General features: G+C 56.6%; 22 protein-coding genes and 1 pseudogene. 7 read left to right on the forward strand and 16 right to left on the reverse strand.

All coding sequences use genetic code 11. From position 1 onward, the window contains the following. Positions 1-177 precede the first annotated feature (177 nt). A pseudogene (locus PJL69_RS19865) lies at positions 178-678 on the forward strand (aldo/keto reductase); the annotation flags it as partial. A gap of 116 nt (positions 679-794) precedes the next feature. Here PJL69_RS19865 and PJL69_RS19870 read toward each other — a convergent pair. Genes PJL69_RS19870 through PJL69_RS19885 form a run of 4 tightly spaced genes read right to left on the reverse strand, consistent with a single transcriptional unit; the run spans position 795 to position 4,776 of the window. After that, the gene (locus PJL69_RS19870; protein ID WP_271311246.1) at positions 795-2,072 is read right to left on the reverse strand and encodes a glycerate kinase type-2 family protein; all 1,278 of its coding nucleotides are present in this window, start codon (positions 2,070-2,072) and stop codon (positions 795-797) included. After that, positions 2,069-2,380 (reverse strand): Dabb family protein, encoded by a 312-nt coding sequence (locus PJL69_RS19875; protein ID WP_271311247.1) that lies wholly within the window; start codon positions 2,378-2,380, stop codon positions 2,069-2,071. Before PJL69_RS19875 ends, PJL69_RS19870 begins: the two co-directional genes overlap by 4 nt. Before the next feature lie 45 nt (positions 2,381-2,425). Continuing rightward, positions 2,426-3,196, reverse strand: a complete 771-nt coding sequence (locus PJL69_RS19880; protein WP_271311248.1) for an enoyl-CoA hydratase/isomerase family protein — start codon at positions 3,194-3,196, stop codon at positions 2,426-2,428. Beyond that, positions 3,193-4,776: an acyl CoA:acetate/3-ketoacid CoA transferase gene (locus tag PJL69_RS19885; protein ID WP_271311249.1), complete on the reverse strand. Its 1,584-nt coding sequence runs from the start codon at positions 4,774-4,776 to the stop codon at positions 3,193-3,195. The genes PJL69_RS19880 and PJL69_RS19885 overlap by 4 nt, the downstream gene beginning before the upstream one ends. A 144-nt stretch (positions 4,777-4,920) precedes the next feature. Between PJL69_RS19885 and PJL69_RS19890 the strand changes: the two genes are divergently transcribed. Further along, the gene (locus PJL69_RS19890; protein WP_271311250.1) at positions 4,921-5,739 is read left to right on the forward strand and encodes an aldo/keto reductase; all 819 of its coding nucleotides are present in this window, start codon (positions 4,921-4,923) and stop codon (positions 5,737-5,739) included. Between the two features lie 194 nt (positions 5,740-5,933). Here the strand turns inward: PJL69_RS19890 and PJL69_RS19895 are convergent, their stop codons facing one another. From PJL69_RS19895 to PJL69_RS19935, 9 genes are all read right to left on the reverse strand, one after another. Further along, complete coding sequence (locus PJL69_RS19895; protein WP_271311251.1) at positions 5,934-7,535, reverse strand: GMC family oxidoreductase; 1,602 nt, start codon at positions 7,533-7,535, stop codon at positions 5,934-5,936. A 97-nt stretch (positions 7,536-7,632) separates the two neighbouring features. Beyond that, positions 7,633-9,135: an aldehyde dehydrogenase family protein gene (locus tag PJL69_RS19900; protein WP_271311252.1), complete on the reverse strand. Its 1,503-nt coding sequence runs from the start codon at positions 9,133-9,135 to the stop codon at positions 7,633-7,635. A 50-nt stretch (positions 9,136-9,185) separates the two neighbouring features. Beyond that, positions 9,186-9,485 (reverse strand): putative quinol monooxygenase, encoded by a 300-nt coding sequence (locus tag PJL69_RS19905; protein ID WP_271311253.1) that lies wholly within the window; start codon positions 9,483-9,485, stop codon positions 9,186-9,188. Further along, the gene (locus PJL69_RS19910; RefSeq protein WP_209098068.1) at positions 9,485-10,054 is read right to left on the reverse strand and encodes a flavodoxin family protein; all 570 of its coding nucleotides are present in this window, start codon (positions 10,052-10,054) and stop codon (positions 9,485-9,487) included. The genes PJL69_RS19905 and PJL69_RS19910 overlap by 1 nt, the downstream gene beginning before the upstream one ends. Before the next feature lie 22 nt (positions 10,055-10,076). Then, a complete protein-coding gene (locus PJL69_RS19915) occupies positions 10,077-11,120 on the reverse strand; it encodes a zinc-dependent alcohol dehydrogenase (protein ID WP_271311254.1) in 1,044 nt (347 codons plus the stop codon). Next, positions 11,117-12,082: an ABC transporter permease gene (locus PJL69_RS19920; protein ID WP_271311255.1), complete on the reverse strand. Its 966-nt coding sequence runs from the start codon at positions 12,080-12,082 to the stop codon at positions 11,117-11,119. Before PJL69_RS19920 ends, PJL69_RS19915 begins: the two co-directional genes overlap by 4 nt. A gap of 10 nt (positions 12,083-12,092) precedes the next feature. Beyond that, positions 12,093-13,601 (reverse strand): sugar ABC transporter ATP-binding protein, encoded by a 1,509-nt coding sequence (locus PJL69_RS19925; protein ID WP_271311256.1) that lies wholly within the window; start codon positions 13,599-13,601, stop codon positions 12,093-12,095. Positions 13,602-13,611: 10 nt separating this feature from the next. Continuing rightward, complete coding sequence (locus tag PJL69_RS19930; protein WP_271311257.1) at positions 13,612-14,568, reverse strand: ABC transporter permease; 957 nt, start codon at positions 14,566-14,568, stop codon at positions 13,612-13,614. A gap of 139 nt (positions 14,569-14,707) precedes the next feature. Then, entirely contained in the window at positions 14,708-15,814 is a 1,107-nt protein-coding gene (locus PJL69_RS19935) for a sugar ABC transporter substrate-binding protein (protein WP_271311258.1), read from the reverse strand. Between the two features lie 333 nt (positions 15,815-16,147). On the opposite strand from PJL69_RS19935, the gene PJL69_RS19940 reads away from it, so the two are divergent. Continuing rightward, positions 16,148-16,789, forward strand: a complete 642-nt coding sequence (locus PJL69_RS19940; protein ID WP_271311259.1) for a TetR/AcrR family transcriptional regulator — start codon at positions 16,148-16,150, stop codon at positions 16,787-16,789. A gap of 99 nt (positions 16,790-16,888) precedes the next feature. Here PJL69_RS19940 and PJL69_RS19945 read toward each other — a convergent pair whose 3' ends face one another. The 3 genes from PJL69_RS19945 to PJL69_RS19955 all read right to left on the reverse strand — a co-directional run bounded on the left by PJL69_RS19945 (position 16,889) and on the right by PJL69_RS19955 (position 18,925). Further along, positions 16,889-17,320, reverse strand: coding sequence for a GlcG/HbpS family heme-binding protein (locus PJL69_RS19945; protein WP_271311260.1), 432 nt, complete (start codon positions 17,318-17,320; stop codon positions 16,889-16,891). Between the two features lie 97 nt (positions 17,321-17,417). Then, on the reverse strand, positions 17,418-17,885 hold the full coding sequence (locus tag PJL69_RS19950) for a MaoC family dehydratase (RefSeq protein ID WP_271311261.1): 468 nt from the start codon (positions 17,883-17,885) through the stop codon (positions 17,418-17,420). A gap of 23 nt (positions 17,886-17,908) precedes the next feature. After that, the gene (locus PJL69_RS19955) at positions 17,909-18,925 is read right to left on the reverse strand and encodes an aldo/keto reductase (protein WP_271311262.1); all 1,017 of its coding nucleotides are present in this window, start codon (positions 18,923-18,925) and stop codon (positions 17,909-17,911) included. A gap of 270 nt (positions 18,926-19,195) precedes the next feature. Between PJL69_RS19955 and PJL69_RS19960 the strand changes: the two genes are divergently transcribed. The 4 genes from PJL69_RS19960 to PJL69_RS19975 are packed head-to-tail and all read left to right on the forward strand — an operon-like array spanning position 19,196 to position 23,132. Beyond that, positions 19,196-20,341 (forward strand): acyl-CoA dehydrogenase family protein, encoded by a 1,146-nt coding sequence (locus tag PJL69_RS19960; protein WP_271311263.1) that lies wholly within the window; start codon positions 19,196-19,198, stop codon positions 20,339-20,341. After that, a complete protein-coding gene (locus tag PJL69_RS19965; protein WP_271311264.1) occupies positions 20,338-21,108 on the forward strand; it encodes a 3-ketoacyl-ACP reductase in 771 nt (256 codons plus the stop codon). Before PJL69_RS19960 ends, PJL69_RS19965 begins: the two co-directional genes overlap by 4 nt. A 9-nt stretch (positions 21,109-21,117) precedes the next feature. Next, a complete protein-coding gene (locus tag PJL69_RS19970) occupies positions 21,118-22,266 on the forward strand; it encodes a dihydrodipicolinate synthase family protein (RefSeq protein ID WP_271311265.1) in 1,149 nt (382 codons plus the stop codon). 5 nt (positions 22,267-22,271) lie between these two features. Further along, entirely contained in the window at positions 22,272-23,132 is an 861-nt protein-coding gene (locus tag PJL69_RS19975; RefSeq protein WP_271311266.1) for a sugar phosphate isomerase/epimerase family protein, read from the forward strand. Positions 23,133-23,154: the final 22 nt, after the last annotated feature.

Raw genomic sequence — 23,154 nt, forward strand, 5'->3', positions numbered from 1 at the left:
GACCAAATGATTAACCTTTGCGTGTGAATACGTGCGTTTGCATGTTAATAGGCACTTCTCTTTGAGGCAAATCGTGCAAAATCCGTGTAGGTCAACGCCTTTCGTGTTCATAATCTGAAAGATCTATTGTCGATTTAAAGCAATACTCAGTTTACATATGGCGGCGGGTTTAATGCGCTTAACGAGCTCAAGCGCAACGGCAACATCAAAGGCTTTGGCCTGGGGGGGGTGAATGAGTGGGAAGTGATCCGAGACTCACTAGAGGAAACCGATCTGGATTGTTGCCTGCTGGCGGGCTGCTACTCTCTTCTGGATCAGGACGCATTGCGCGATTTCCTACCCTTGGCAAAAAAGCGGGATGTGGCTTTGGTTGTGGGCGGCGTTTTCAACTCTGGCATACTTGTCTCAAAACCCGGAGAAATACGACGCTATAACTATGCCGAAGCACCAGCCGACATGATTGAAAAGGCGGAAAAATTGCGCACGGTCTGTGACGAATTTGATGTGCCGCTGGCAGCAGCGGCGATCCAATTTCCGCTGCGCCACGATCAAATCTCCGCAGTGGTGATGGGGGCGCAATCTCGCCAGCACGTCGAGCAGAACATCAAGTGGTTCAATACCGAAATCCCAGATGCGCTTTGGAAAACCCTAGCAGATCGCGGGCTTATCGAGGTCTAGCAGAAACGCAGGTGCAACACACCTCAGGCTCAACGCTGGTCCGGCCCCGCTGAAAATTCAACGGGGCCAGACCATTGGGGCAACTCATATTTGGGTGGCCATGGCGCTCTACTCTGTCAGGGTTTCAGTAGTATGGCTCTGAAATCATTGACATTCGTCCCCGTGGGACCAGGAACATAAAGGTCCGCAACCGCTTCAAAAGCGCAATAGGCATTGTTCGCAGCCAGATCTGCAGCAGGGTCGCGCCCTGCCGCGCGCATACGGGCCGCGGAGGTGCCATCAGCAAAAGCGCCTGCGTTGTCTTCCGAGCCATCAATACCATCGGTGTCCGCGGCCATTGCGCTGATCCCTGAAAGACCGTCAACCTCTTTAGCAAACGACAAAAGGAACTCGCTGTTGCGTCCGCCTTTTCCTCCGCTGCCCCGCAAGGTCACCGTGGTTTCACCGCCCGACAACAAAACCACAGGTGCGGTGAAGGGGCGCGCGCGGTGAATGACATCACGTGCCATCGCCGCATGAACTTTGGCCACTTCGCGCGCCTCGCCTTCCATCGCATCCGAAAGGATCACAGCAGGAATGCCCGCAGCTTCGGCCACCTCTGCAGCTGCTTTCAGTGACAAATCCGCAGAGGCGATCACCGTGACTGAATTCTTTTGGAATTCCAGCGCGTCGGAAGCCGGCGCCCGCGCCTGATCGCTCGCAATATGGCGCAAGATGTGATCAGGCAGATCAATGGCATGGCTGCTTATCAGATCTAGCGCGGTCGCTTGGCTGACATCATCGGGCACCGTCGGCCCAGACGCCACCTGCGCCGGATCATCGCCGGGCACATCAGACACGACCAAACTCACCACCCGGGCAGGGAAGGCCGCTGCGGCAAGCCGCCCGCCCTTGATGCCGCTGACATGTTTGCGAATGGCATTCATGGCCGAAATGGGGGCGCCCGACGCCAGCAATGCCTCGTTCAGACCTTGCTCATCTGCCAAGGTCAGCCCACTGGGCGGGCACGGCAAAAGGGAGGAACCGCCTCCGCAAATGAGCGCCACAACCAGATCGTCGGGACCAAGATCCTCAACGGCCTCAAATAGCGCTTTTGTCGCGCGCAACCCTGCTGCGTCAGGCACCGGATGGGCCGCTTCTAAAACCTCAATGTATTTGCAAGGCGTTGCATAGCCATATCGCGTAACCACAACGCCGGACAGTGGCCCATGTCCTGCCTCTTCCCAAAGCGTTTCAAACGCGCTGGCCAATTGGGCCGCACCCTTGCCTGCACCGATCACCACAGTGCGGCCCTTTGGCGGGGCAGGCACGTGAGGGCGTAGAGCAGACATCGGATCAGCAGCCTCGACCGCTGCTTCAAACAGCGCAGTCAGAAACAAAGCGTTTGGCATCATAGCGCGATGTCGCAGACAAATACGCCGTCCGCGCCACCTTCAAGGCAGGCCACAATTTTGGCGCCTATCGCCTGATGCTGGCTGTCCTCAAGGTACACATCTCGTGTTGCCGTATCGGCAAAATCAAACCAGAACATATCGAGGAAATCGCGCACCAGCGGCGTTTCAACAGAAACATTTTTGCGGTGTTGGAAATCGACAATCCCGGAAATGTGGTTCGATAGCCCAGCCAACTCTCCGAATAGAGCTGCTTTCTGTGCCTGCGTAACATCCGCGCGAAAGCGCAGGTGGACAAGGTGACGGATCATGCTTTCCTCCCGATTGGTCAAATACTGTGGTGTGTTTCGCCGCGTTCAGCGCTCCCAGAAATCGGGTTTGCGACGCGCCTTGAAGGCGTCAAGCCCCCGCTGAAGTTCAGGCTGAGAGGCCGCAATACGCCCCGCAAACGCATCGATCACCCGCTCCCGCTCTTCGCCTTCGGCGGCATTGATCATCATCTTGGCGAGTTCTGTGGCAACCGGGCCGCGATGGCGCAGTGTGCCAGCCAATGCGCGAGCCTGCGTGAGCCCATCACCGCTTGGGGCAAGCTGATCCACCAACCCGATTTCAAGTGCCTGCTGTGCCGTAAAGGTTTCCCCAAAGAGCGCCATTCGCCTTAAGATCTGCGCCCCAAAGCGGCGCGCAGCGCGCTGCGTCCCGGACCATCCCGGTATCACGCCCAGCCCCGGTTCTGGCTGGCCTATGCGAATGTGTTCCTCAGCAATACGAAGATCGGCACAGGCGGCCAGTTCAAGACCTCCGCCAAGCGCATGGCCATTGAGGACCGCAATCACTGGCTGTCGCAGACGCGCCAATGCGTCGAGCGCCTGATGCCCGTCGCGCAACCAGTGGCGCGAGAAATCCTCCGCTGACAAATCCGACCAAGCATCAATATCTCCCCCAGCGCAAAATGCACGCCCCTCTCCACTGAGTATCACGACATGCGCGCCCTCAGCGCGTTCAATCTGGCGACAGACCGTCAGAAGATCGTCCATCATTTCCTGGGTCAGAGCGTTTAACCGCTCTGGACGCACCAGAGTCAGATGCGCGATCCCCTCAGCGATTTCGAGCCGGAGGAAACTCATCCTTCTGCGGCCAGGGTCAGCCCCATCAATGCCGGGTCAAACAGTGTGGCATCCATGGTTTTAAGATCGTCCGCGACCAACAGCGGCGTTGCAGCCTGATCCAAAACATCACGTTGCAAATCAATACCCGGCGCGATTTCAGTGACCATCAGCCCCTGATCTGTCAGGCGGATCACGCAGCGCTCGGTGACATAGGTGATGTCCTGCCCCTGAGCCCGTGCCTTTTTGCCAGAGAAGGAAATTTGATCCACTTCATCGACGAACTTTGCGACCTTGCCCTCCTGATGGATCTTCAGCTGCCCCTCTTCGATGCTCATCTTCGCACCGGCATTGAAGTTTCCAGAGAACACAATCTTGCGCGCGCGTGTCGTGATGTCGACAAAACCACCGGAACCTGCGGTGCGGTGCGGGATCGCTGACAGGCGCGAAACATTGACCGATCCGTGCTTGTCCACTTCGAGAAATGACAGGAGAGAGGCATCAAAACCACCCGCCTGAAAATAGCAGAACTGATGCGGTGATGCGACAAAGGCTTCGGCATTGGCAGAGCAGCCGAACTTGAAGTCCAAAAGCGGAATACCGCCAACAGCGCCCTGTTCAATCATCCAGGTCACGGAGCCATGCAGCCCTTCTTCTACCATGATGCGCGGCACATTGGCGGAGATACCAAAACCGATGTTCACCGCCCAACCATCTTTGAGCTCTTGAGCAACACGGCGTGCAATCACCTTGCCAACATTAAACTCGGCAGTGCGGAAGCTATCGAGTGGGCGGATAAGTTCCCCTGAAATCGCAGGATCATATTCCGTCGCAGTTGTCTGAAGCTGGTCTGGTGCCTCAACAATCACATCCACCAGAATTCCGGGGACATGCACGTCATGAGGGCGGATGGACCCAGCAGCACCGACTCGCTTGACCTGTGCAATCACCACACCGCCATTGTTGCGAACAGCCAGCGCCATCTCCATCGCGCCGAGATATGCGCCTTCCTGCTCAAAACTGAGGTTGCCTTTTTCGTCTGCGGTGGTGGCCCGGATCATCGCAACATTTGGGGCAATGGCTTTGAAGTAAAGCCAGTCTTCGCCGTCAAAGCTCTTGCGCTCGACAATCGCCTGTTCGCGCGCTGCGCCATTCATTGCGCAGCCTTCGATGTCTGGATCGACAAAGGTTTCCATGCCAACCTTGGTCAGCACTCCCGGACGTTTGGCTGCGGCCTCGCGCAGCATGTCAAAAATAATGCCTGATGGCACGTTATAGGCCCGAACTTGTTCCGCCGTGATCATTTGCCAAATCTTGGGCGGCTCCGCTTTGGAAGGTCCGGACGGATATGAGCCACCAATGATCCGGCTCAGCAGGCCAGGCTTGGCAATATGGTCCACACCCTTCGTGCCAAACATGTCGCCCGCGGCAATCGGATGAATAGACGTCAGATTTTTGGGTGCAGCCTCTTCATCGAACCTCTCCCCCAAGCCTTGCAGAAGCGCATCAGGGCAACACAGACCTGAAGAGGAATTTACAGCAAGGACTGCCTCGTCCGGAATTAGGTTTGCCGCCTCGCGCGCTGTCATAAGCTTGGTCATTCGACTCTCATAGGTAACTAACTGGTTACATCAATTCATGGCAAACTAGACAACAAAAATCAACCTCAAATCCGGGGACAGTTTGGTTTGACGAGACCTTAAGTAACCATTAGGTTACTTGTAAATCTGTTAGGGAGGCCCTTCATGAATATCTATTTTCAAGGAACCAATCAGCGCACGTTTGGCACATTTCCACTCACAGGAGAAGAACTGCGCAACGCGATGGTACATGCTGCGGAAGTTGGGTATCGCTCATTTGACACCGCTCAAATGTATGGAAACGAAGAAGAAACCGGATCAGCGCTTGCCGAATTGGGTTTCAAACGCGACGAGATTTGCGTCACAACCAAAGTGCATCCAGACAATTTCACCGCAGAGGCCTTTTTGCCATCCGTCGAAGAGAGCCTGAAAAAACTACGGCTGGACTACGTGGATGTGCTGCTGCTGCATTGGCCCCCAGCAGATGGCGACATCGCTCCGTCACTCAAGCTTCTGGAAAAAGCCCATGAGGCAGGGCTTGCGCGCAACATTGGTGTTTCCAACTACACAGCCCAAATGATGCGAGATGCGACTCAGATCATTGAGACGCCGATCGTCACCAATCAGGTCGAATTTCACCCGTTGCTCAATCAGGACATTCTGCTCGCAGCTGCGAGTGAGACCGGAATTCCCCTGTCGTCATACTGTTCAGTGGCGCGTGGAGAGGTTTTCAAACATGCGATCTTTGCGGAGATCGGAGCCGCCTACCAAAAATCCGCCGCACAGGTCGTGCTGCGCTGGATCCTGCAGAAAGGCGTGTCGATCAACACAATGTCGACCAAACGTGCAAATATCGAAGCCAATTTTGACGTGATGGATTTCACTCTGTCCAACATCGATATGGCACGCATAGATGCCATGACGCAGACAGGTTTCCGCATTGTGACATCTGATCTCGTACCTTGGGCGCCAGACTGGGACTAAGCCCTCCCTAAGGCATGTGTCGCCCTTTCAGACGGCACACAGCGATCAGGAAAAAATCAAAACGTGAGGCTCGCCAATGTGGCGGGCCTTTTTTGAATGCGTTCAGACCCCTGTGAACAGCAAAAAGGCGATGCAACCTTGCTACACCGCCTTTCTCATCTATTTACATGCCGTCGCGGCAAAGCGCTCAGGTTTCAGTGGTTTCCACGGATCAAATCCGCGGCCTTTTCCGCCATCATGATGGTCGGGGCATTGGTGTTGGATCCGATCAGGCTCGGCATCGCCGAGCTGTCACACACCCGCAACCCATCGATGCCATGAACCCGCAACTGCGGATCGACCACAGCCATCTCATCAACACCCATCTTGCAGGTACAGGTCGGGTGATAAGAGGTGCGCCCATACCGGCGGGCGTAGGCCTCATAGTCCGCCTGCGTTTTGACAGAGTCATCCGGGAAACGGATCTTGCGAATGTATTTCTGCAAACTTGGCTGGTTGAAAATTTCAATTGAATGTTTGACGCCTTCCACCGAGATCGCAAGATCATCAGGATGGCCGAGGAAATTGGGATCCACCAAAGGCAGGTCCGCCACATCGTTCGAGCGCAAGCGCACCGTTCCGCGGGCCTTGGGGCGCAAAGTGTAGGAATTCAGCGTAATGCCAGAGCTGCCTTTGGGCACGCTTGGTACCCCGGCCTCTGCCCCGGCCCCCGCCAAGAAGTGGAACTGAAGATCTGGCACCTTAGCCGCCTTGTCTCCATACCAGAACGCACCGCCTTCAACCACGTTGGAGGCCACAGGTCCGGAACCAAACAGGTAATACTGCATCCCTGCCCAAAGCGCCCAATGCGGCTTGCCGTATTTGTCGAGGCTTTGGTGGCCATTCAGCTCGGCAACAATATCAATGCCGAAATGGTCCGTCAGGTTTTCCCCCACCCCAGGCAGGTCATGCACCACGTCCACATCCACATCGCTCAGGTGATCCGCCGGGCCAATTCCCGAAAGCTGCAACAGTTTGGGTGAGCCAATGGCACCGGAGGTGACCAGCACCTCTTGCTCAGCACATGCCAGAGTTTTCTGACCATTGCGGACATACTCAACGCCGGTTGCCCGTGACCCGGCAATCACTACGCGATGCACCTGACAACCGGTTTCTACGGTCAGATTGGCGCGCCCAAGAACGGGTTTGAGATAGCCAACAGCCGCCGAGCAACGCTTATTGTTCCAGATCGTCGCCTGATAGACGCCTGCACCTTCTTGCACTGGGCCATTGAAATCTGGGTTATAGGGCAACCCCGCTTCCTGCGCAGACCGCACAAAAGCACGGGTCATTTCTTGCGGCGCACTGATGTTTGACACCCCCAGAGGCCCATCGGTGCCATGCCAGTCCCCGGACAAAATGGCGTTGCGTTCTGATCGGATGAAGTACTTTTTGATCTCATCAAACGACCAGCCGTCACATCCCTCGTCATTGGCCCAACGATCATAATCCACCGGGTGGCCGCGGGTGAAAACCTCCGCGTTGATAGAGCTGCCGCCGCCAATCACGCGCGCTTGCGCATAGGGGATTTCGCGGTTGTTCGCGTGCACCTGCGGCACCGTATTGAACCCCCATGTATGTGGGCCATCAGTCATTTTGGCAAACCCTACGGGCATATGGATCAGCGGATGATTGTCTTTTCCCCCAGCCTCAAGCAGCAGAACACGCACCGCACTGTCTTCACTCAGTCGGTTGGCCAGCACACAGCCTGCCGAACCGCCCCCAACGATCACGTAGTCATATCCAACTTGTGCCATCGTGGCCCCCATTTGCCGTCTTTTTTCTTTCATCTCGCCGCACAAACGCGCGGCGAGACGCCATATTTATGAAAAGATCACATACCGCCGTTAGCGATCATTCGATCCAATGGCTGCGCTTGCCAAACTCAATATGGATCGATTTCAGCTGCGTATATTCTTCGACACCATGCATCCCCGCTTCGCGGCCCCAACCAGAGGCTTTGAAGCCGCCAATCGGAAGTTCCGGGCCTCCGGCCAAAGTGGTGTTCACCCAGAAACGCCCAGCCTGTACGCGCCGCGCAACCGTCAGCGCCTTGTCGATGTTTTTGCTCCAGACGCTTGCAGCCAAACCATATTCTGTGTCGTTTGCAATCGCGATGGCATCTTCGATGTCGTCAAAAGGCATCACACAAAGCACCGGGCCAAAGATCTCTTCGCTCGCGATCGCCATGTCTTGGGTGACATTGGTGAACACTGTCGGCTCTATGTACTGACCGCCAGAAATCTCTGGTGTGCCACCGCCGGAAACCAGCGTTGCGCCCTCTTCCTTCCCCTTGGCGATGTAGGACAGAATGGTGCGGTTTTGTGCATCCGTCGTGATGGCCCCGGCCTGTGTCGCCTCATCCAGCGGGTCGCCCACGCGCACTTTGCGCAGCTTGTCAGCCACTTTCTGGGAAAACTCATCTGCCACCGACCGCTCGACCAACAGGCGCGAGCCAGACACACAGCACTGGCCTGTGTTAAACGCGATGCCAAAGGCCACACCATCTGCCGCATCATCCAGATCAGCATCGGCAAAAACAATCTGCGGGTTCTTGCCGCCAAGTTCGAGGCCCAGCTTCTTGAAATTGCTCTTGCCAGAGGCTTCCACCACAGAGCGCCCCACAGCAGTCGACCCTGTAAAGGACAGCATGTCTACATCCATGTGCTCTGCCAGTTTTTGGCCAATCACACTGCCAGAACCAGTGACCACATTGAACACCCCATCCGGAAGACCTGCCTCAGACATGATTTCCGCCAGCATCAGGGTGGTCACCGCCGTCACCTCAGAAGGCTTGGCCACGATGGTACAGCCCGACGCCAGGATGTAAGGCACGCGCTCACACAAAATCAGGAACGGGAAATTCCATGGCGTGATCAGTCCAACAACCCCGATTGGCTCGCGGGTCACAATGCCCATCGCGCCATCACCAGAGTTGTTGAAGCTGTCCCCATGCAGCCCGCGTGCGAGACCTGCCGCAAACTCGAACATGCCGATGCAGCCACCAACCTCAGCACGGGCCTGAGAAATCGGCTTGCCGTTTTCCAGCGTTTCCCAATAGGCGATTTCCTCAGCACGGGCGCGGACCAGCTCTGCGGTTTTCAGCAAAACAGCCGCACGATCAGCACCTGACAGACCGGCCCAGCGGCGATCGTCAAACGCTTTGCGCGCAGAGGCAACCGCGGCGTTCAAATCCACTTCGCTACAACGCGGAACGCGCGATACTGGCACACCGTGCCCCGGAGAGCTGCGCTCAAAAACATCACGCTCGCCCGCTGGCACCACAGCGCCATCAAGAAAAAAGCCAAAGTCGCGCGGTGCGCTTGGTGGCGTCAGGATTGAGTTGGAATTGTCCATAGTGTCCTCTGTCTGTGGTGCGTCCAGAACCGGTGGCCGGACGTCAGGTGTTAGTCATCAATAGAGGAAAGCGTGCGCACAACCAGTGGCGTCGCCTGCATCGCTTCCAATTTGGGCCCCCAGACCGCGAACCAGTCTTGAGAAAGATGGGTGTCTAAATCTTCTTGCGTGCTCCAGACCTCAACAATCGTCATCTTGCTCGACGACGTGCTGTCACGCCAAAGATCGTATTGCTCACACCCTTTTTCAGTGCGTGAGCGAGAGATAAATTCCTGCCGAAACATTGCCACAAACTCATCGGAAAGATCAGGTTTCACATCCAGTTCCACCAAAAGACGTACTTTTGCCATTAGTCAGCAAGCTCCCAGAAACGTTGATATTTGGCCTCAAGCGGATGCAACTCTTTGCGCCCGTCCATGTAGTATCCAACCCACTCCGCCAATCGTTGCCCCGCACGGCGGCAGGCCTCTTTGGCATGATCGGCACGGGGTTCCCCGGCCACAACCGCGCCATAGTGCAGGCTCTCTTTCTTGGCGACATAATCGGTGATCCCAAAAACGAAATAGCCCATGTTCATCATCATCAGGCTGAGCGCATTGCAGGTCAATTCGCCACCGCCACCAAGCGAGCCGCCAGATGTGAAAGGCACCGCGAATTTACCATCCGTCTTGAACCAGATGTCCGCCACGCGCGTGTCCCACCATTTTTTCATTTTCCAGGAAATCCCCGCGAAATGTGTGGGGCAGCCAATCGCAATGCCGTCGGCCCAAAATACATCCTCTGTTTCAGCCTCGTCCACATGGCGCACACGCACCTCCATGCCCTCGACACGTTTGATGCCCTCCTCCACAAGCGGCACCATAGAAGCTGTGAATTTGCGATCGCTCTCGCTGTCGTAAATGATCAGGATCTTTCCCATTTGGCCCTCCCAGACTCTTCGATCAGATTACAATTTGCGTCTTCAGATCCCCCGGGCGGTCCGACAAGGTGTCAAACGCCTGTTGGATCTCCTCCAACTCAAAAGAGGCGGCTGTGAACCGGTCCGTTTTGATGCGCCCATGAGCAAGCAGGGTCAGCGCGTCGTGCATGTCCTGCCCCATGCCCGCGACCGATCCCTTGATGGAATTTTCCTGCAGGATCGTTTCCACGATGTTCAAGTCCAGCGCTTCCTCTGCGCAGGTGATCCCGAAGGCCGCGATATGCCCGCCTTTTCGGATCAGCTGCGTGGCTTGGCGATACAGTGCCGGTAAACCCACACTTTCAATCATCACATCCGCGCCACGTCCCGCCGTTTTATCGCGCACCAGAGCCTCCAGCGCATCCGGGTCCGTCACACCAAAATCTGCGCCTGCATCCAACGCCATCTGCACGCGCTCTTCAGACAGATCCGACACAATGATTGGCGCTGCGCCAATCGTGCGCAGAAGCTGCACATGCAAGTTACCAATCGGTCCTGCCCCAAGTACGACCACCGACTGACCAAAGGTGATGTTCGCTTTACGCGCGCAGCGCACGACACAGGCCAAAGGCTCCGTCAGCGCCAGCACTTCGGGCGGAATGTCAGATGGAGCGGGGATCACAAGCCTTGCAGGCACAGCGATATACTCAGCAAAAGCACCATCCATTGTGATGCCCATTTGCTGCATGTCTGGGCAGTTCAGGATCTCGTTGCGCCGACACCAGAAACACCGACCACAGCCGATGTTCATATCCACTACGACAGGCTGCCCGACAGTGAGGTCGCGCACGTCCTCGCCCAATCCCGCAACCTCACCTGTGAATTCATGCCCGGGGATCATCGGCAGGTTTTCCGCGGCATAGTGACCATTGAAAATATGAACATCCGTGCCGCAGATGCCGATGCGGCTGATCTTTATGAGCACCTCATCGCGCCCTGCGCGGGGCCGCGGCACCTCTCTAAGTTCAAAGGTGCCGGGCGCCGTAAGGACGGCGGCGCGCATCGTCTTGCACACCACGTCCGTCATTTGACCACTCGCAACTTGGTGCGGTCGATGGTGAGGGCGATGGCCGCAATCAGGATCAGGCCAAACACCATCTGCTGTTTGGTGGCATCAACCTCGAAATAGAGCATAGAGGACCGGATCACAGCCACAATCAGCGTGCCAATCAACGTGTTGATCACACCGCCCACCCCCCCGGTCAGCGGAGTGCCTCCGACCAAGACCGCCACAATGGCCGGCAGCAAAAATCCATTGGCAAGCGTTGGCGAGCCACCAGACAGTTTGACAGAAAACAACAGCCCCGCAATCGCGGCCAACCCGGCAGAGAGCGCAAAGGCCATGATCTTGATACGGGTCACATTCAAACCGGATGCCACCGCCGCAGGCTCACCTGCGCCCACAGCTTTCAAGGCGCGGCCAAAAGTTGTACGAGACTGCAGAAACCATGTGCCCAAGACAAGCGCGCCGCCAATGAAAAGCTCATGGGGAATGCCTGCAGTCACGCCCGTCATCCAGCCAAACGTGCTGTCACGCATCGTCGCATCCATGAACAAAGCCCGCTGGCCGGACATATACTGCGCCGCCGAAAAAGCCACGCCGCCCACGGCCAGCGTAGAAATAAACGACGGCACAAGAAGCTTGGTGGTCACATAGCCAGAGACCGCGCCCATCGCCAAACCGGCCAAAATACAGATCAGCGCCGCGCCAATACCGTAGCTCGGCAACGCAAGCGTGGCGATCACTGTGGTCATATTGGCAATAGATTGCGCCGACAGATCAATGCCACCGATGTAAATCGCAAAGGTCATGCCCAGCGCCATAATGAACAGCGGCACAATATCCGCAGCCATCGACACAAGATTTACAGGTCGCAGGAAATTGGTATCGGCAATCCCCACAATCAGCACAAGCGCCAACAGGGTGATCCAGGGGAGATGCGGTTTGATCCGCGCAAAGTTGACAGCTGTCATCGTCTTGGAAGTCATCTTTAAATCCTCAGATCATGTGGTGGACAAGGTCATAGAGCGACGGCTTGTCTCCTGGGCTGCACTCAAAACGTTTCTGTGCCTCACCGTCTTTGAGCACGATGATCGTGTGGCTGAGGCCAATGGCCTCTTCGAGCGTGTCCGCCACCAAAACGATCCCAACGCCATCATCAGACATCTCGCGCACCATGTCGTAGACATCTTCTTTTGCGCCAATGTCCAAGCCACGTGTGGGGTGATCGAGCAGAATGATGTCTGATCCGGCAGAGCGCCATTTCGCCAAGACAACTTTCTGCTGGTTGCCACCTGAAAGGCCGCCACAGTCCTTGTAGACATCCGGGGTTTTGATCGCCAAACGCTCAATCCACTTACGGGCAAGCGCTTTTTCCTCACCGATGTTCAAGACACCTGATTTGGAATAGTTCCCCATCTGGCTGAGGGTCATGTTTTCATAAACATTCATGCCCGCAACGATGCCCTCGATCTTGCGTTCACGCGGGATATAGCCAACGCCATTCATCACGCCGGATTTGGCGGTGAAGGAGGTCATTTGGCTGCCTTTAAGCGCAACCTGACCCTCGGTCGGCGTTTCGAGACCAAAAATAGTTCTTAGAATAGCTTCGCGGCCAGAGCCTTCTGTCCCCACCAGACAAAGCACTTCGCCCGGATGCAGATCAAACGAGATATCGCTGTATTTGCGCTCCAGAGAGACGTTCTTGAACGACACAAGCGGCTGCGCGTCAGCTTGATAGGGCTTTTGTTTTTGCTCGCGGTAGTATTCCTTGTCAACGTCGCGCCCAACCATCTTATGCTGGATCGCATCGACGTCAGCCTCATCATGGGTGACCACATCCACCACTTCGCCGTCTTTCATCACATAAATGCGGTCAGACAGATCCAGCACCTCATCCATACGGTGGCTGACAAAGATGAACGACGCCCGTTTGGTCAGTTCACGCACGAGACTGAACAGCAGTTCCACCTCTTCCTTGGCCAGCACTGAAGTTGGCTCATCCAGCAAGATGACCAGATCGCCATCAATGCGCTCTTCCAAGGTCAACACTTTGGCAAGTTCAACCAACTGGCGTTGCGCGAAAGAAAGCTCTGAAGTGATGGTGGCTGGGTCAATATCCAGCTTCACCTTTTCAAGCTGTCGGCGCGCCGCTGCGGCCATGGCCTTCCAGTTGATCACGCCAAAGCTGACAAACTGCTGCTCAAAGCCCAGATAAATGTTCTCCATCACAGTGAGATTGGTGATCAGGGACTGCTCTTGAAACACCATGCCAATACCATGATCCATGGCCTGACGTGGATTTTGAAAGCGCACTTTGGTTCCGTCGATGGTGATATCACCGCCATCAGGCTGATAGGCACCGTAAATCACCTTCATCAGGGTCGACTTTCCCGCGCCGTTTTCCCCAACCAGACCGACGATCTCGCCCCGCCCGATCTTAAAATCCACAGCCTTGAGCGCATGCACGCCTGGGAAAATCTTGTCTACTTTTTGAAGCTCGTACATATCCCGGCCCCTATTTCACGAAGGTGACGGACTTACGGTCAGTTGACAACACGACCGCGAGGATAACCAGCAGACCCAGCACGCCATCCTGGACGTATCCGGGCAGGCCAATCACCACCATTCCATTGTTGATGACGTTCACGATGAGCACACCGATCAGCGTGTTCCACACCCCACCGATGCCGCCCCAAAGTGCTGTGCCCCCGACCACAACTGAGGTGATCGAAACAAACATGAAGTTGGAGCCTGTCGCGGTTTCCGCGATACCAATCCGGCCCACTGCCAGCAAAGCCCCCACAGCGTAGAAGACCCCCGCCAGCATAAAGCCCAAAATGCGCACCCGGTTTACATTCAGGCCAGAGGCATGCGCCAACTCTTCGCCTCCGCCAACAGCGTAGAAGTTCCGGCCCAGTGTTGTGCGGGTCTGAATGAACCAGCCGATCAACAGGAAGAGCAGAGCGACATAGCACATGATCGGAAAACCAAACCAGCGCTCCGTGAGCAGTGAGCGGAACAGCTCATCCTGCACTCTGACGCGATCCCCTCCCGTCAAAAGCAACGCAAAACCGGTGCCGACAAAGCCCATCGCAAGCGACGCCATGAAAGAGGGAATCTTCAGCCAGACGTGCACCATCCCATTGACGAGGCCGACAATCGCCCCCACCAACAAGGCAAGCGGCAGGGCCAACCAGGCAAACGACGCCAATGTCCCGCCCATGGCGATGAACGCAAAGGCAAACACCACCGCACAGACGGAAACAGTGCCCTCCATCGACAGGTCAATCGACCCCATTATGATGATGAAAGTTACGCCAATCGCCACCATGAGCGCAGGTGCAGACGAAATCCCGATCCTGGCAAAGTTGCGCAGCGAAAAGAAGCGCGGCTCCATTGCCGCAAAAAACAGCACCAGTACGATCAGGACGATCAATGGCGCCCATTTTATCAGAACATTCCGTGTCAGCACACTGCCCACCTGTTCCCACTCCGTGTAGAAATTAGAATTTGGCCATCCCCTGACCACAAAGGGCAGGCCACGCACGCCTAGTTACGGCGTGGCCTGAGGAGAGATCGGATGACGCCGTAGGCCATCCCATCCAGGGAGCTTACTTATAGGCGATCTGACCGTTGGTCGGACCCCAGAAGTCTTTCCAGTCGTAGTTTGGCACGCTGTCGATGTAGCTGGCTTTGAAGGCCGCCGCGTCTTCAGGCGTGACAAACACGGCCGGGCCGTAGAACTCGCGGTGCGCATTGGGCTCTTCGGACGGTTTGAAAGTGCCAATTGCCGCGTGATACGCCAGTGCCGCTGTGATGCCGCCACCCCAATGCGGGTTCGTGAATACGGTCGCGAGGATTTTCTTCTCTGCCACCAGCTGAACCGCCTGAGGGTTGCCATCATAAGACACGATCGGCATGTCTTCGATGCCTTCCGCACGCAGGGCTTCCAGAACACCATAGGCAATGGTGTCATTGGCACAGTGCACACCTTTGATCTCATCACCGTAGCGGGTCAGGAAGGCGCTCATCACCTGATTGGCTTTCTGGGTATCCCAATCCGCAGGCTCTGCTGCCAGAAGCTCCACATCGGGATAGTCTTTCAGCGCGTTTTTCAGACCTTGCAGGCGCTCAATCGCTGGGTTGTTGGACGCGATGCCACCAAGATGAACAACGCCACCTTTGCCACCCATGGCATCCAGCAGAATGCGCGCGGTCTGCTCGGCAGGACCTTCATCAGACCAGGTCATATGGGAGACATAGTTGTCGCCAAAATCCCAAGGATGCAGATCGTCTGTTTTGTTCCAAATGGTGGACACATAACCACCCGCCTGCGCAACAGCCTCGACAATCGGGCGTGCGTTTGGCGCATCGTTTGTGTCAATTGCCAGCGCAAGCTCGCCGTTGGTTTTAGAAAGCAATGCCTTCACATCCGACAGGGACTTCTCAGAAGACCCCTCGTTGATCAGGTGCGTGAGAAACTCCTTTGGCTTGCCGAGGCTCTCAATGAACGCTTCGCCACCGGAAACAATCTCGTTCCAGTACGGGTTCGTACGGTTGCGATAACTCCAAGCAACGGTTGGATCAGAAATCGCCGCTCTCGCAACGCCACCCAACATGCTGGACGCAGCGACACCGCCCACGCCATAGGCAGAGGCGAGAAGAAAGTTACGACGGCTGATCGTTTCCTGCTCAATGAACTTCTTAATGAATGACATGGTTTCCTCCCTTTTCATTCAAATCTCGCAAAACGCTGTGCGGCCTGATGCCCACCGTGTTTTCGCTAGGAATTGCCTCCAACCCAGCCTCAAAACACCACTCTGACAACCGCCCCGCGCCGCGCTTAATGCACTAACTGGTTACTTCACGAAATGACGGTGTGTCAACCCGTCTCGCGGGGCAGATTTCAACAGTTTCCCAGTCGCTGGCGCAGTTGCCCCTTGACGCGAGAGGCGCAAAGAGGCGATTTGAAAGGAGCTGCATAGGGCGGTTTTTGAAAGCGTTTTGCTTTTTTTGAAAACGCCAACCCGCCGCAAAAGGAAGAGCAGAGCATGGCTGAAGCAAGCACCAAGAAACGCAAGAGAGACGCAGAAGCCACAAAGGCGCGAATCCTTGTTGCAGCAAAAAAAGAGTTTGCAAAAAGCGGACTTGGCGGCGCCCGCGTTGACGAAATCGCTGAACGCGCCAACGCAAACAAACGTATGATCTACCACTATTTCGGGAGCAAAGAGGATCTGTTTCGCGCAGTTCTGGAAGAGGCCTACCTTGGAATTCGTGAAGCTGAGAAGCGGCTGAAGCTCGATGATATGGCCCCAAGCGAAGCGCTTGAAAAACTGGTGCGGTTTACTTGGACTTATTACCTGAAAAACCCAGAATTCATCACCCTCGTGAACAGCGAAAACTTGCATCGCGCCAAACATCTAAAAGGGCTTAAGACCCTACCAGAAGCGACGCGCGGCCTCGTGGATCTGGTCTCCGACATCCTGAAAAGAGGGGAAGAATCAGGCGAGTTCCGCCCGGGCATTGATGCGACACAGCTCAACATTACCATTGCTGCGATTGGGTACTACTATCTGACCAACCGCTTCACCGGGTCCTACCTTTTTGACCGCGACATGATGGACACGGCAGCACTTGATGCCCGGCTGGACTTCAACGTCGACACAATCATGCGTCTGGTTGCAGCAGAGTAGTGGCCTGCCCTCCAGTGCCGCCGCATCGAAACCAACCAAGAAAGGAAGAAGCAGATACCGCTCCTTCCATCATGTCTCAAACCAACGCCTAACCAAACGTCATTGCGCGCTCGCTAGCCCGGCTGCTTCGATCGCCGCCAAAGCGCAGGCCACATCTTCGGGCTCTTTCGCACCTGACACCCCAATAGCGCCAATCAGCACGTCATCTTCATAGACCGGAACACCACCGCCCCAGGTCAGAAACCGCTCGCGCGTGCCAACACCAAGGCTCAGCGTTGCACTTTTCATCATGCCGGCGCCAAACTCAGCCGAGGGCTTGCGCAAGGTTGCTGCTGTATAGGCTTTGTCCTGCGCAAATCCGCCAATGGGCGGAGCGGCAGCATCATCACGTCCAAAAGACACAAGCCCGCCATGCGGATCACAGACAGCCACGGCAACGGCCCAACCTTCTGACTGCGCATGCTCCAAAGCGGCCGTCACAAGCTCTTGCGCGGCCTGAAACGTGATTGTGCGTTGAGCAAAGCTCTTCATCTTATCTGCTCCTTATCAGTCTATGAAATCTGCCAATACGCGCTTCACAGCGCGCCGAAGCGCCCTGCAAGGCGGCCAACCTGCGAGCGCACAGTGCTTACAATACAAACAACAGTTCATTGGTGCCGCTTTGCACCAGATCCCCATCTTGATTTGTGACGTCAAACTGCGTGCGCAAAACCCCCTTGTCGCCCGAAGAGGTTTTGCGTTTCCCGACAATGGTCAGCCCAGCCTGGATTTGATCGCCAGCCAGCACCGGTGCCTCAAAGCGCCAATTCCATCCCATGGACACCAGACCATCCAGCCGTGCCGCCGCATTGTTCTTCAGGCCGTCCACCATAGAGAGCACGAGAAGCCCGTGGGCCACACGGTTGGCAAATCCCCTTTCGGCAGCAAAGTCCGCATCCATATGCAACGCATAGTGATCCCCAGACACCGCAGCGAATTGATCGATCAGCGCAGTCGTGACTTGCGCAGATCCCGCATCAATCCAATCGCCAATGGCCAGATCATCATAGCCATACACACCAGGGGGCAAGGCTGCCCCCTTCAAACCCTGTGTCATATGCTTTCGCTCCGATTGGCCGCTTAAACAGGTGTTGGCGCATCTTCGCGCAACAGGCCCTTGGCTTTCAGATCAGCCCAGAACTGTGCTGGAATCTCATGACTGAACCAGGCCAGATTTTGCTCCAGCTGCTGAACGGTGCGGGTGCCCGCCATGAACGACGGCACCGCTGGATGTGCCACAACAAACTGCAGCGCCGCAGCAGCAAGAGGCACGTTGTATTCCGCACAAACCTCTTCGATTTTGGCCACTTTCTGCATGATGTCTGCAGGGGCCGGGGCGTAGTTGTATTTCGCGCCCTCTTTGGCACCCGTCGCCAAAATACCAGAGTTAAAGCCACCACCAACAACCACGGCTGCGCCGCGCGCCTCACAAAGAGGCAGGAACTTATCAAGCGCCTCCTGTTCCAGCAGCGTGTAACGACCAGCCAAAAGGAAGCAGTCAAAGTCACGTTGCTCCAGCGCAGCATGACAAACTTCCCATTCGTTCACGCCCACACCGATGGCCTTGACCACCCCCTGATCTCGCAGGCTTTGAAGCGCCTTATAGGCACCATCCATCGCCTGCTTGAAAACCTCTGGCTGCTCGCTGCCACGGGTGAACACATCGATGTCATGGATAAAACAGATGTCCATGCGCTCCAGCGCCAGACGTTGCAAACTGTCTTCAAAGGAGCGCATCACACCATCATAGGAGTAATCGAATTCCATCGTGAATGGCGCTGCGTTGGTCCAGGGCTCAAAATTGATCTCACTGCGCTTGGCAGGTTTCAGCAGACGCCCCACTTTCGATGACAGCACCAACTCATCGCGGTTCTTCCAGCGCAGGTTCTGCCCTGTTCGCAGTTCAGACAGGCCATGGCCATACATTGGCGCCGTATCGTAATACCGCACGCCTGCATCCCAGGCATGTTCATACATGGCAGAGGATGTCTGCTCATCGATTTCGCGGAAAATATTGCCTACCGGCGCCGTGCCAAAGCCAAAAGCCGTGACCTCAAGATCCACCCGGCCAAATTTGTTTTTACTGTTCGGGTTCATACCCAGCCTCCCTTTTCCTCCGATCAAACACGTCTGCCTTCGCAAAACACATTTGATGTATGTCTCCCAGTGCCAAAGGCACATCATTACATAAGTAACTGTTTGGTTATTTAATCCAAACAGCTCCCTCGATCAAGCACCAAGCACAGGAGCGCCCAATCCAAAAAGGTCGCGTATCGCACCCACGCCAGACATCGCGCTTGACGGGTCGAATTTGTCCGATTTATAAGTAACTAGATAGTTACATTTAGATCGAACAAGAGGCGCGCCATGTTTCTGACGGAAACACATGAACAAGTACGTGATATGACCCGGCAATTTGCCCAGGAGGTCATCCGCCCCCTTGCTGAAGAGCTGGATCGTGATTCGCGTTTCCCGGCCGAAATCTATGACCAGATGGGAGAATTGGGCCTGTTTGGCATCGGCGTACCCGAAGAAATGGGCGGGCCGGGTTTTGACACTGTGACCTATGCCTTGGTGATGGAAGAGCTGTCACGCGGCTATGCCTCTGTGGCTGATCAATGTGGGTTGCTGGAGCTGGTCTCCACCCTGCTTGTCCGTCACGGCACCGAAGCGCAACGGGACAAATGGATGGGCGACCTGCTCACTGCCAAACTGCGCCCCGCCTACTGCATCACCGAACCAGAAGCAGGCACAGATGTCTCCGGCATTCGCACCACAGCCGTGCGCGACGGTGACGGTTGGCTACTCAATGGTGGGAAGATCTGGATCCACAATGCCCCTGTGGCCGATGTGGGCTTTGTGCTGGCACGCACCGATCCAGACGCCGGACATCGCGGCATGTCGATCTTCATCGTTGATCTGCACGCAGCGGGCGTGACCCGCGGCCCCAAGGAAATCAAGATGGGCCAGCGCGCAAGTCAGGTCGGGCCACTGTCTTTTGACGATGTGCGCCTGCCCGCAAAGGCGCTTCTGGGTGTCGAAGGACGTGGCTTCCACATGATGATGAGCGTGCTCGACAAAGGCCGCGTTGGCATCGCCGCCCTGGCCGTTGGCATCGGTCAGGCCGGGCTTGAGGCCGCCACGGAATATGCCCAGCAACGCAAACAATTCAACAAAGCCATTTCTGAGTTTCAGGGCGTGCAATGGCTTCTGGCGGACATTGCCAAAGATGTGGAGGCCGCGCGCCTTCTCGTGCAATCCGCAGCCTACAAAATCGATATGGGGCAAGACGCAACCAAAGCCTGCTCCATCGCAAAATGCTTTGCGGGCGATATGGCCGTGGCCCGCTCCGCCGACGCAGTGCAGGTCTTTGGCGGCTCTGGCTACATTCGCGGCTTTGAGGTGGAACGCCTTTATCGCGATGCTAAGATCACCCAGATCTATGAGGGCACAAACCAGATTCAGCGTATGATCATTGCGCGCGAACTGGTGGCGAAAGGAGCGCAGGCATGACACGACAGGTTGCACTTGTAACAGGATCCTCCCGGGGGATCGGCCTTGCGGCGGCTACTGCCTTGGCACGCGAGGGCTTTGCCATCGCGGTCAACGGTCCCCACGAAGACCCAGAGCTCACCCGCGCGGTCGAAGCGATACGCGCCGAAGGTGTGCCTGCCATGGCCTGTGCATTTGATGTGACCGAGCTCTCCGCCCATGATGCCCAACTGGCACGCGTCGAGGCAGAGCTCGGTCCGCTCACCACATTGGTCAACAATGCCGGTGTCGGCGTCCTGCAACGTGGCGATCTGCTGGAGGTGTCCGAAGAAAGCTATGACCGCTGCATGGCGGTCAACACCAAGGCGATGTTCTTTCTGTCACAGGCCTTTGCCAAACGTCTGCTCGCCCGCCAGCGCGACGCAGCGCTGTTTCATGCCATCGTCAATGTCACCTCTTCCAATGCTGTTGCCGTGGCCGTGCCGCGCGCCGAATATTGCGCCTCAAAAGCGGCCGCCGCGATGGTATCCAAAACCTTCGCGGTGCGGTTGGGCGCGGAAAACATCGCCGTCTATGATGTCCAGCCAGGACTGATCGCCACCGAGATGACGGCCCCTGTGATCGACATGTATGACCAGCGCGCCAAAGACGGGCTCACCCTCTTTCCGCGCGTCGGTCAGCCAGAGGACATGGGCGCCATCATCGCCTCCCTGGCCAGCGGCAAACTCCCCTACACCACCGGACAGGCAATTTCGGCAGATGCCGGCATGCTTGTGCCCCGTTTCTGAGGTCTTCTGATGAAAATTCAACTGCCTGACACGCAAGGTGTGTTGCACCCCTACCACCTGACCGGCACCCCTGTGGCCCCATCTAAGCTGACAGAGAACTCTGCCCGCGTGCTCTATTCTGCGGCACATGTGGTCTCTGATCCGTTTGGCGATCATGATCCAACCGGCCCCGCCAAGGTGGACTGGAACAAAACCATGGAGTTTCGCCACTATCTGGCGGGTATGGGCATGGGCATTGCCGAAGCGATGGACACCGCGCAGCGCGGCATGGGGCTGGATTGGAACGGCGCGCTCGAACTGATCCGCCGTACCAAAGAAGAGCTCCCGGATGCCTTGGTGGCCAATGGCTGCGGCACAGACCACCTCGATCCGGCAGACGCGCGTGATCTGGAGGATGTACGCCGCGCCTATCTCGAACAGGTTGACACCATTCAGGCCGTCGGTGGCCGTCTGATCCTCATGGCTTCGCGCGCGCTGGCACGCGTCGCGCAAAGCCCAGAAGACTACATTACCATCTATTCCGACGTGCTGAACGCCTGTGACCAACCGGTGATTTTGCACTGGCTTGGCGATATGTTTGACCCGCAGCTGGCAGGCTACTGGGGCAGCGACAATTTCGCCGACACATTGGACACCGTGGTACAGATCATTGAGGCCAATGTTGCCAAGGTCGATGGCATCAAAATCTCTCTGCTGGATGCCGACAAAGAAGTACAGTTGCGCCGCCGTCTGCCCGAAGGCGTCAAGATGTATACCGGCGATGATTTCAACTACCCCGAACTCATCGAAGGCGACGAGCAGGGGCATTCCCACGCGCTGCTTGGTATCTTTGATCCGCTGGCTCCTGCGGCGGCCTATGCGGTCAGCAAACTCAGCGAGGGCGATGCGCGTAGCTTCCGGGCCACGCTCGATCCCACCGTGCCTCTGGCGCGCCATATCTTCCGCACCCCAACGCAATATTACAAAACAGGCGTTGTGTTTCTCGCTTGGCTGAACGGGTTTCAGGACCACTTCATCATGCTCAACGGCGCGCAATCGACCCGCTCCCTGCCCTATTTTACCGATTGCTTCAAAATGGCAGACGGCTGTGGCTTGCTGCGGGAACCGGATCTGGCGGTCGAACGTATGGGCGCCATGCTGAAGCTCTACGGCGTGTGAATCTGATGCGTGATTTCTCCCAAAACCACGCCGCACTTGCGCTCAACACCGCGAGCCTCGGGCACAATCTTGAGGGTTTTGGCGCGGGCTGGTCACCGGAACAGGTGATCGACGCCTGCGCGGCGCGGGGCTATGGAGGAATCACCTTCTGGCGTCGTGAATTGGGGGAACGCGCTTTTGACATCGGAGTGCGCACCCGCGCGGCCGGGCTGCAAATTGCCGGGCTGTGCCGCACACCCTTTCTGACCGGTCCCCTGGCTCTGCCCAGCGACGCGGAAATCATGGACGACTTCCACCGCTCAATTGATGAGGCTGCAGAACTCGGCGCAGAGGTGCTCACCATCGTAACCGGAGGACCTGAGCCAGGCACCAAAGGGGTTCTGGACAGTCAGAAACTGCTGGCAGACCGGGTTGCGCGCGCCGCTGACTATGCCGCAGAGCGCAATGTCAATCTGGCGCTGGAGCCGCTGAGCCCGGCGACCGCAGGCAATCGCACCTGCATCATGACCGCCGCCGATGCGCTCAATGTCTGTGATGCGGTGGGGGCGGCCAATGTCGGGGTGGCGATTGATGTCTACCATGTCTGGTGGGACACCACACTGGCGGCCACGCTCGCCAAACGTGGCAAAGGTCGCATCCTCGGCTATCATCTCTGCGATTGGCTGGCAGACACCACCGATGTTCTGCTGGACCGTGGCATGATGGGAGACGGCGTGGCCGATCTCAAAGCACTGCGCGCCGCTGTCGAATCCGCAGGCTACAATGGCCTGTGCGAGGTTGAGATTTTCTCGGCCAACAATTGGTGGCAACGCGCCCCGGAAGATGTTCTCGACACCATCGTCGAACGTTTCCGCAGCTGTTGCTGAAAGCAACTTTCCCAACGGAGAA

This window comes from Shimia sp. MMG029 (assembly GCF_027947445.1).
Classification (GTDB): domain Bacteria; phylum Pseudomonadota; class Alphaproteobacteria; order Rhodobacterales; family Rhodobacteraceae; genus Shimia.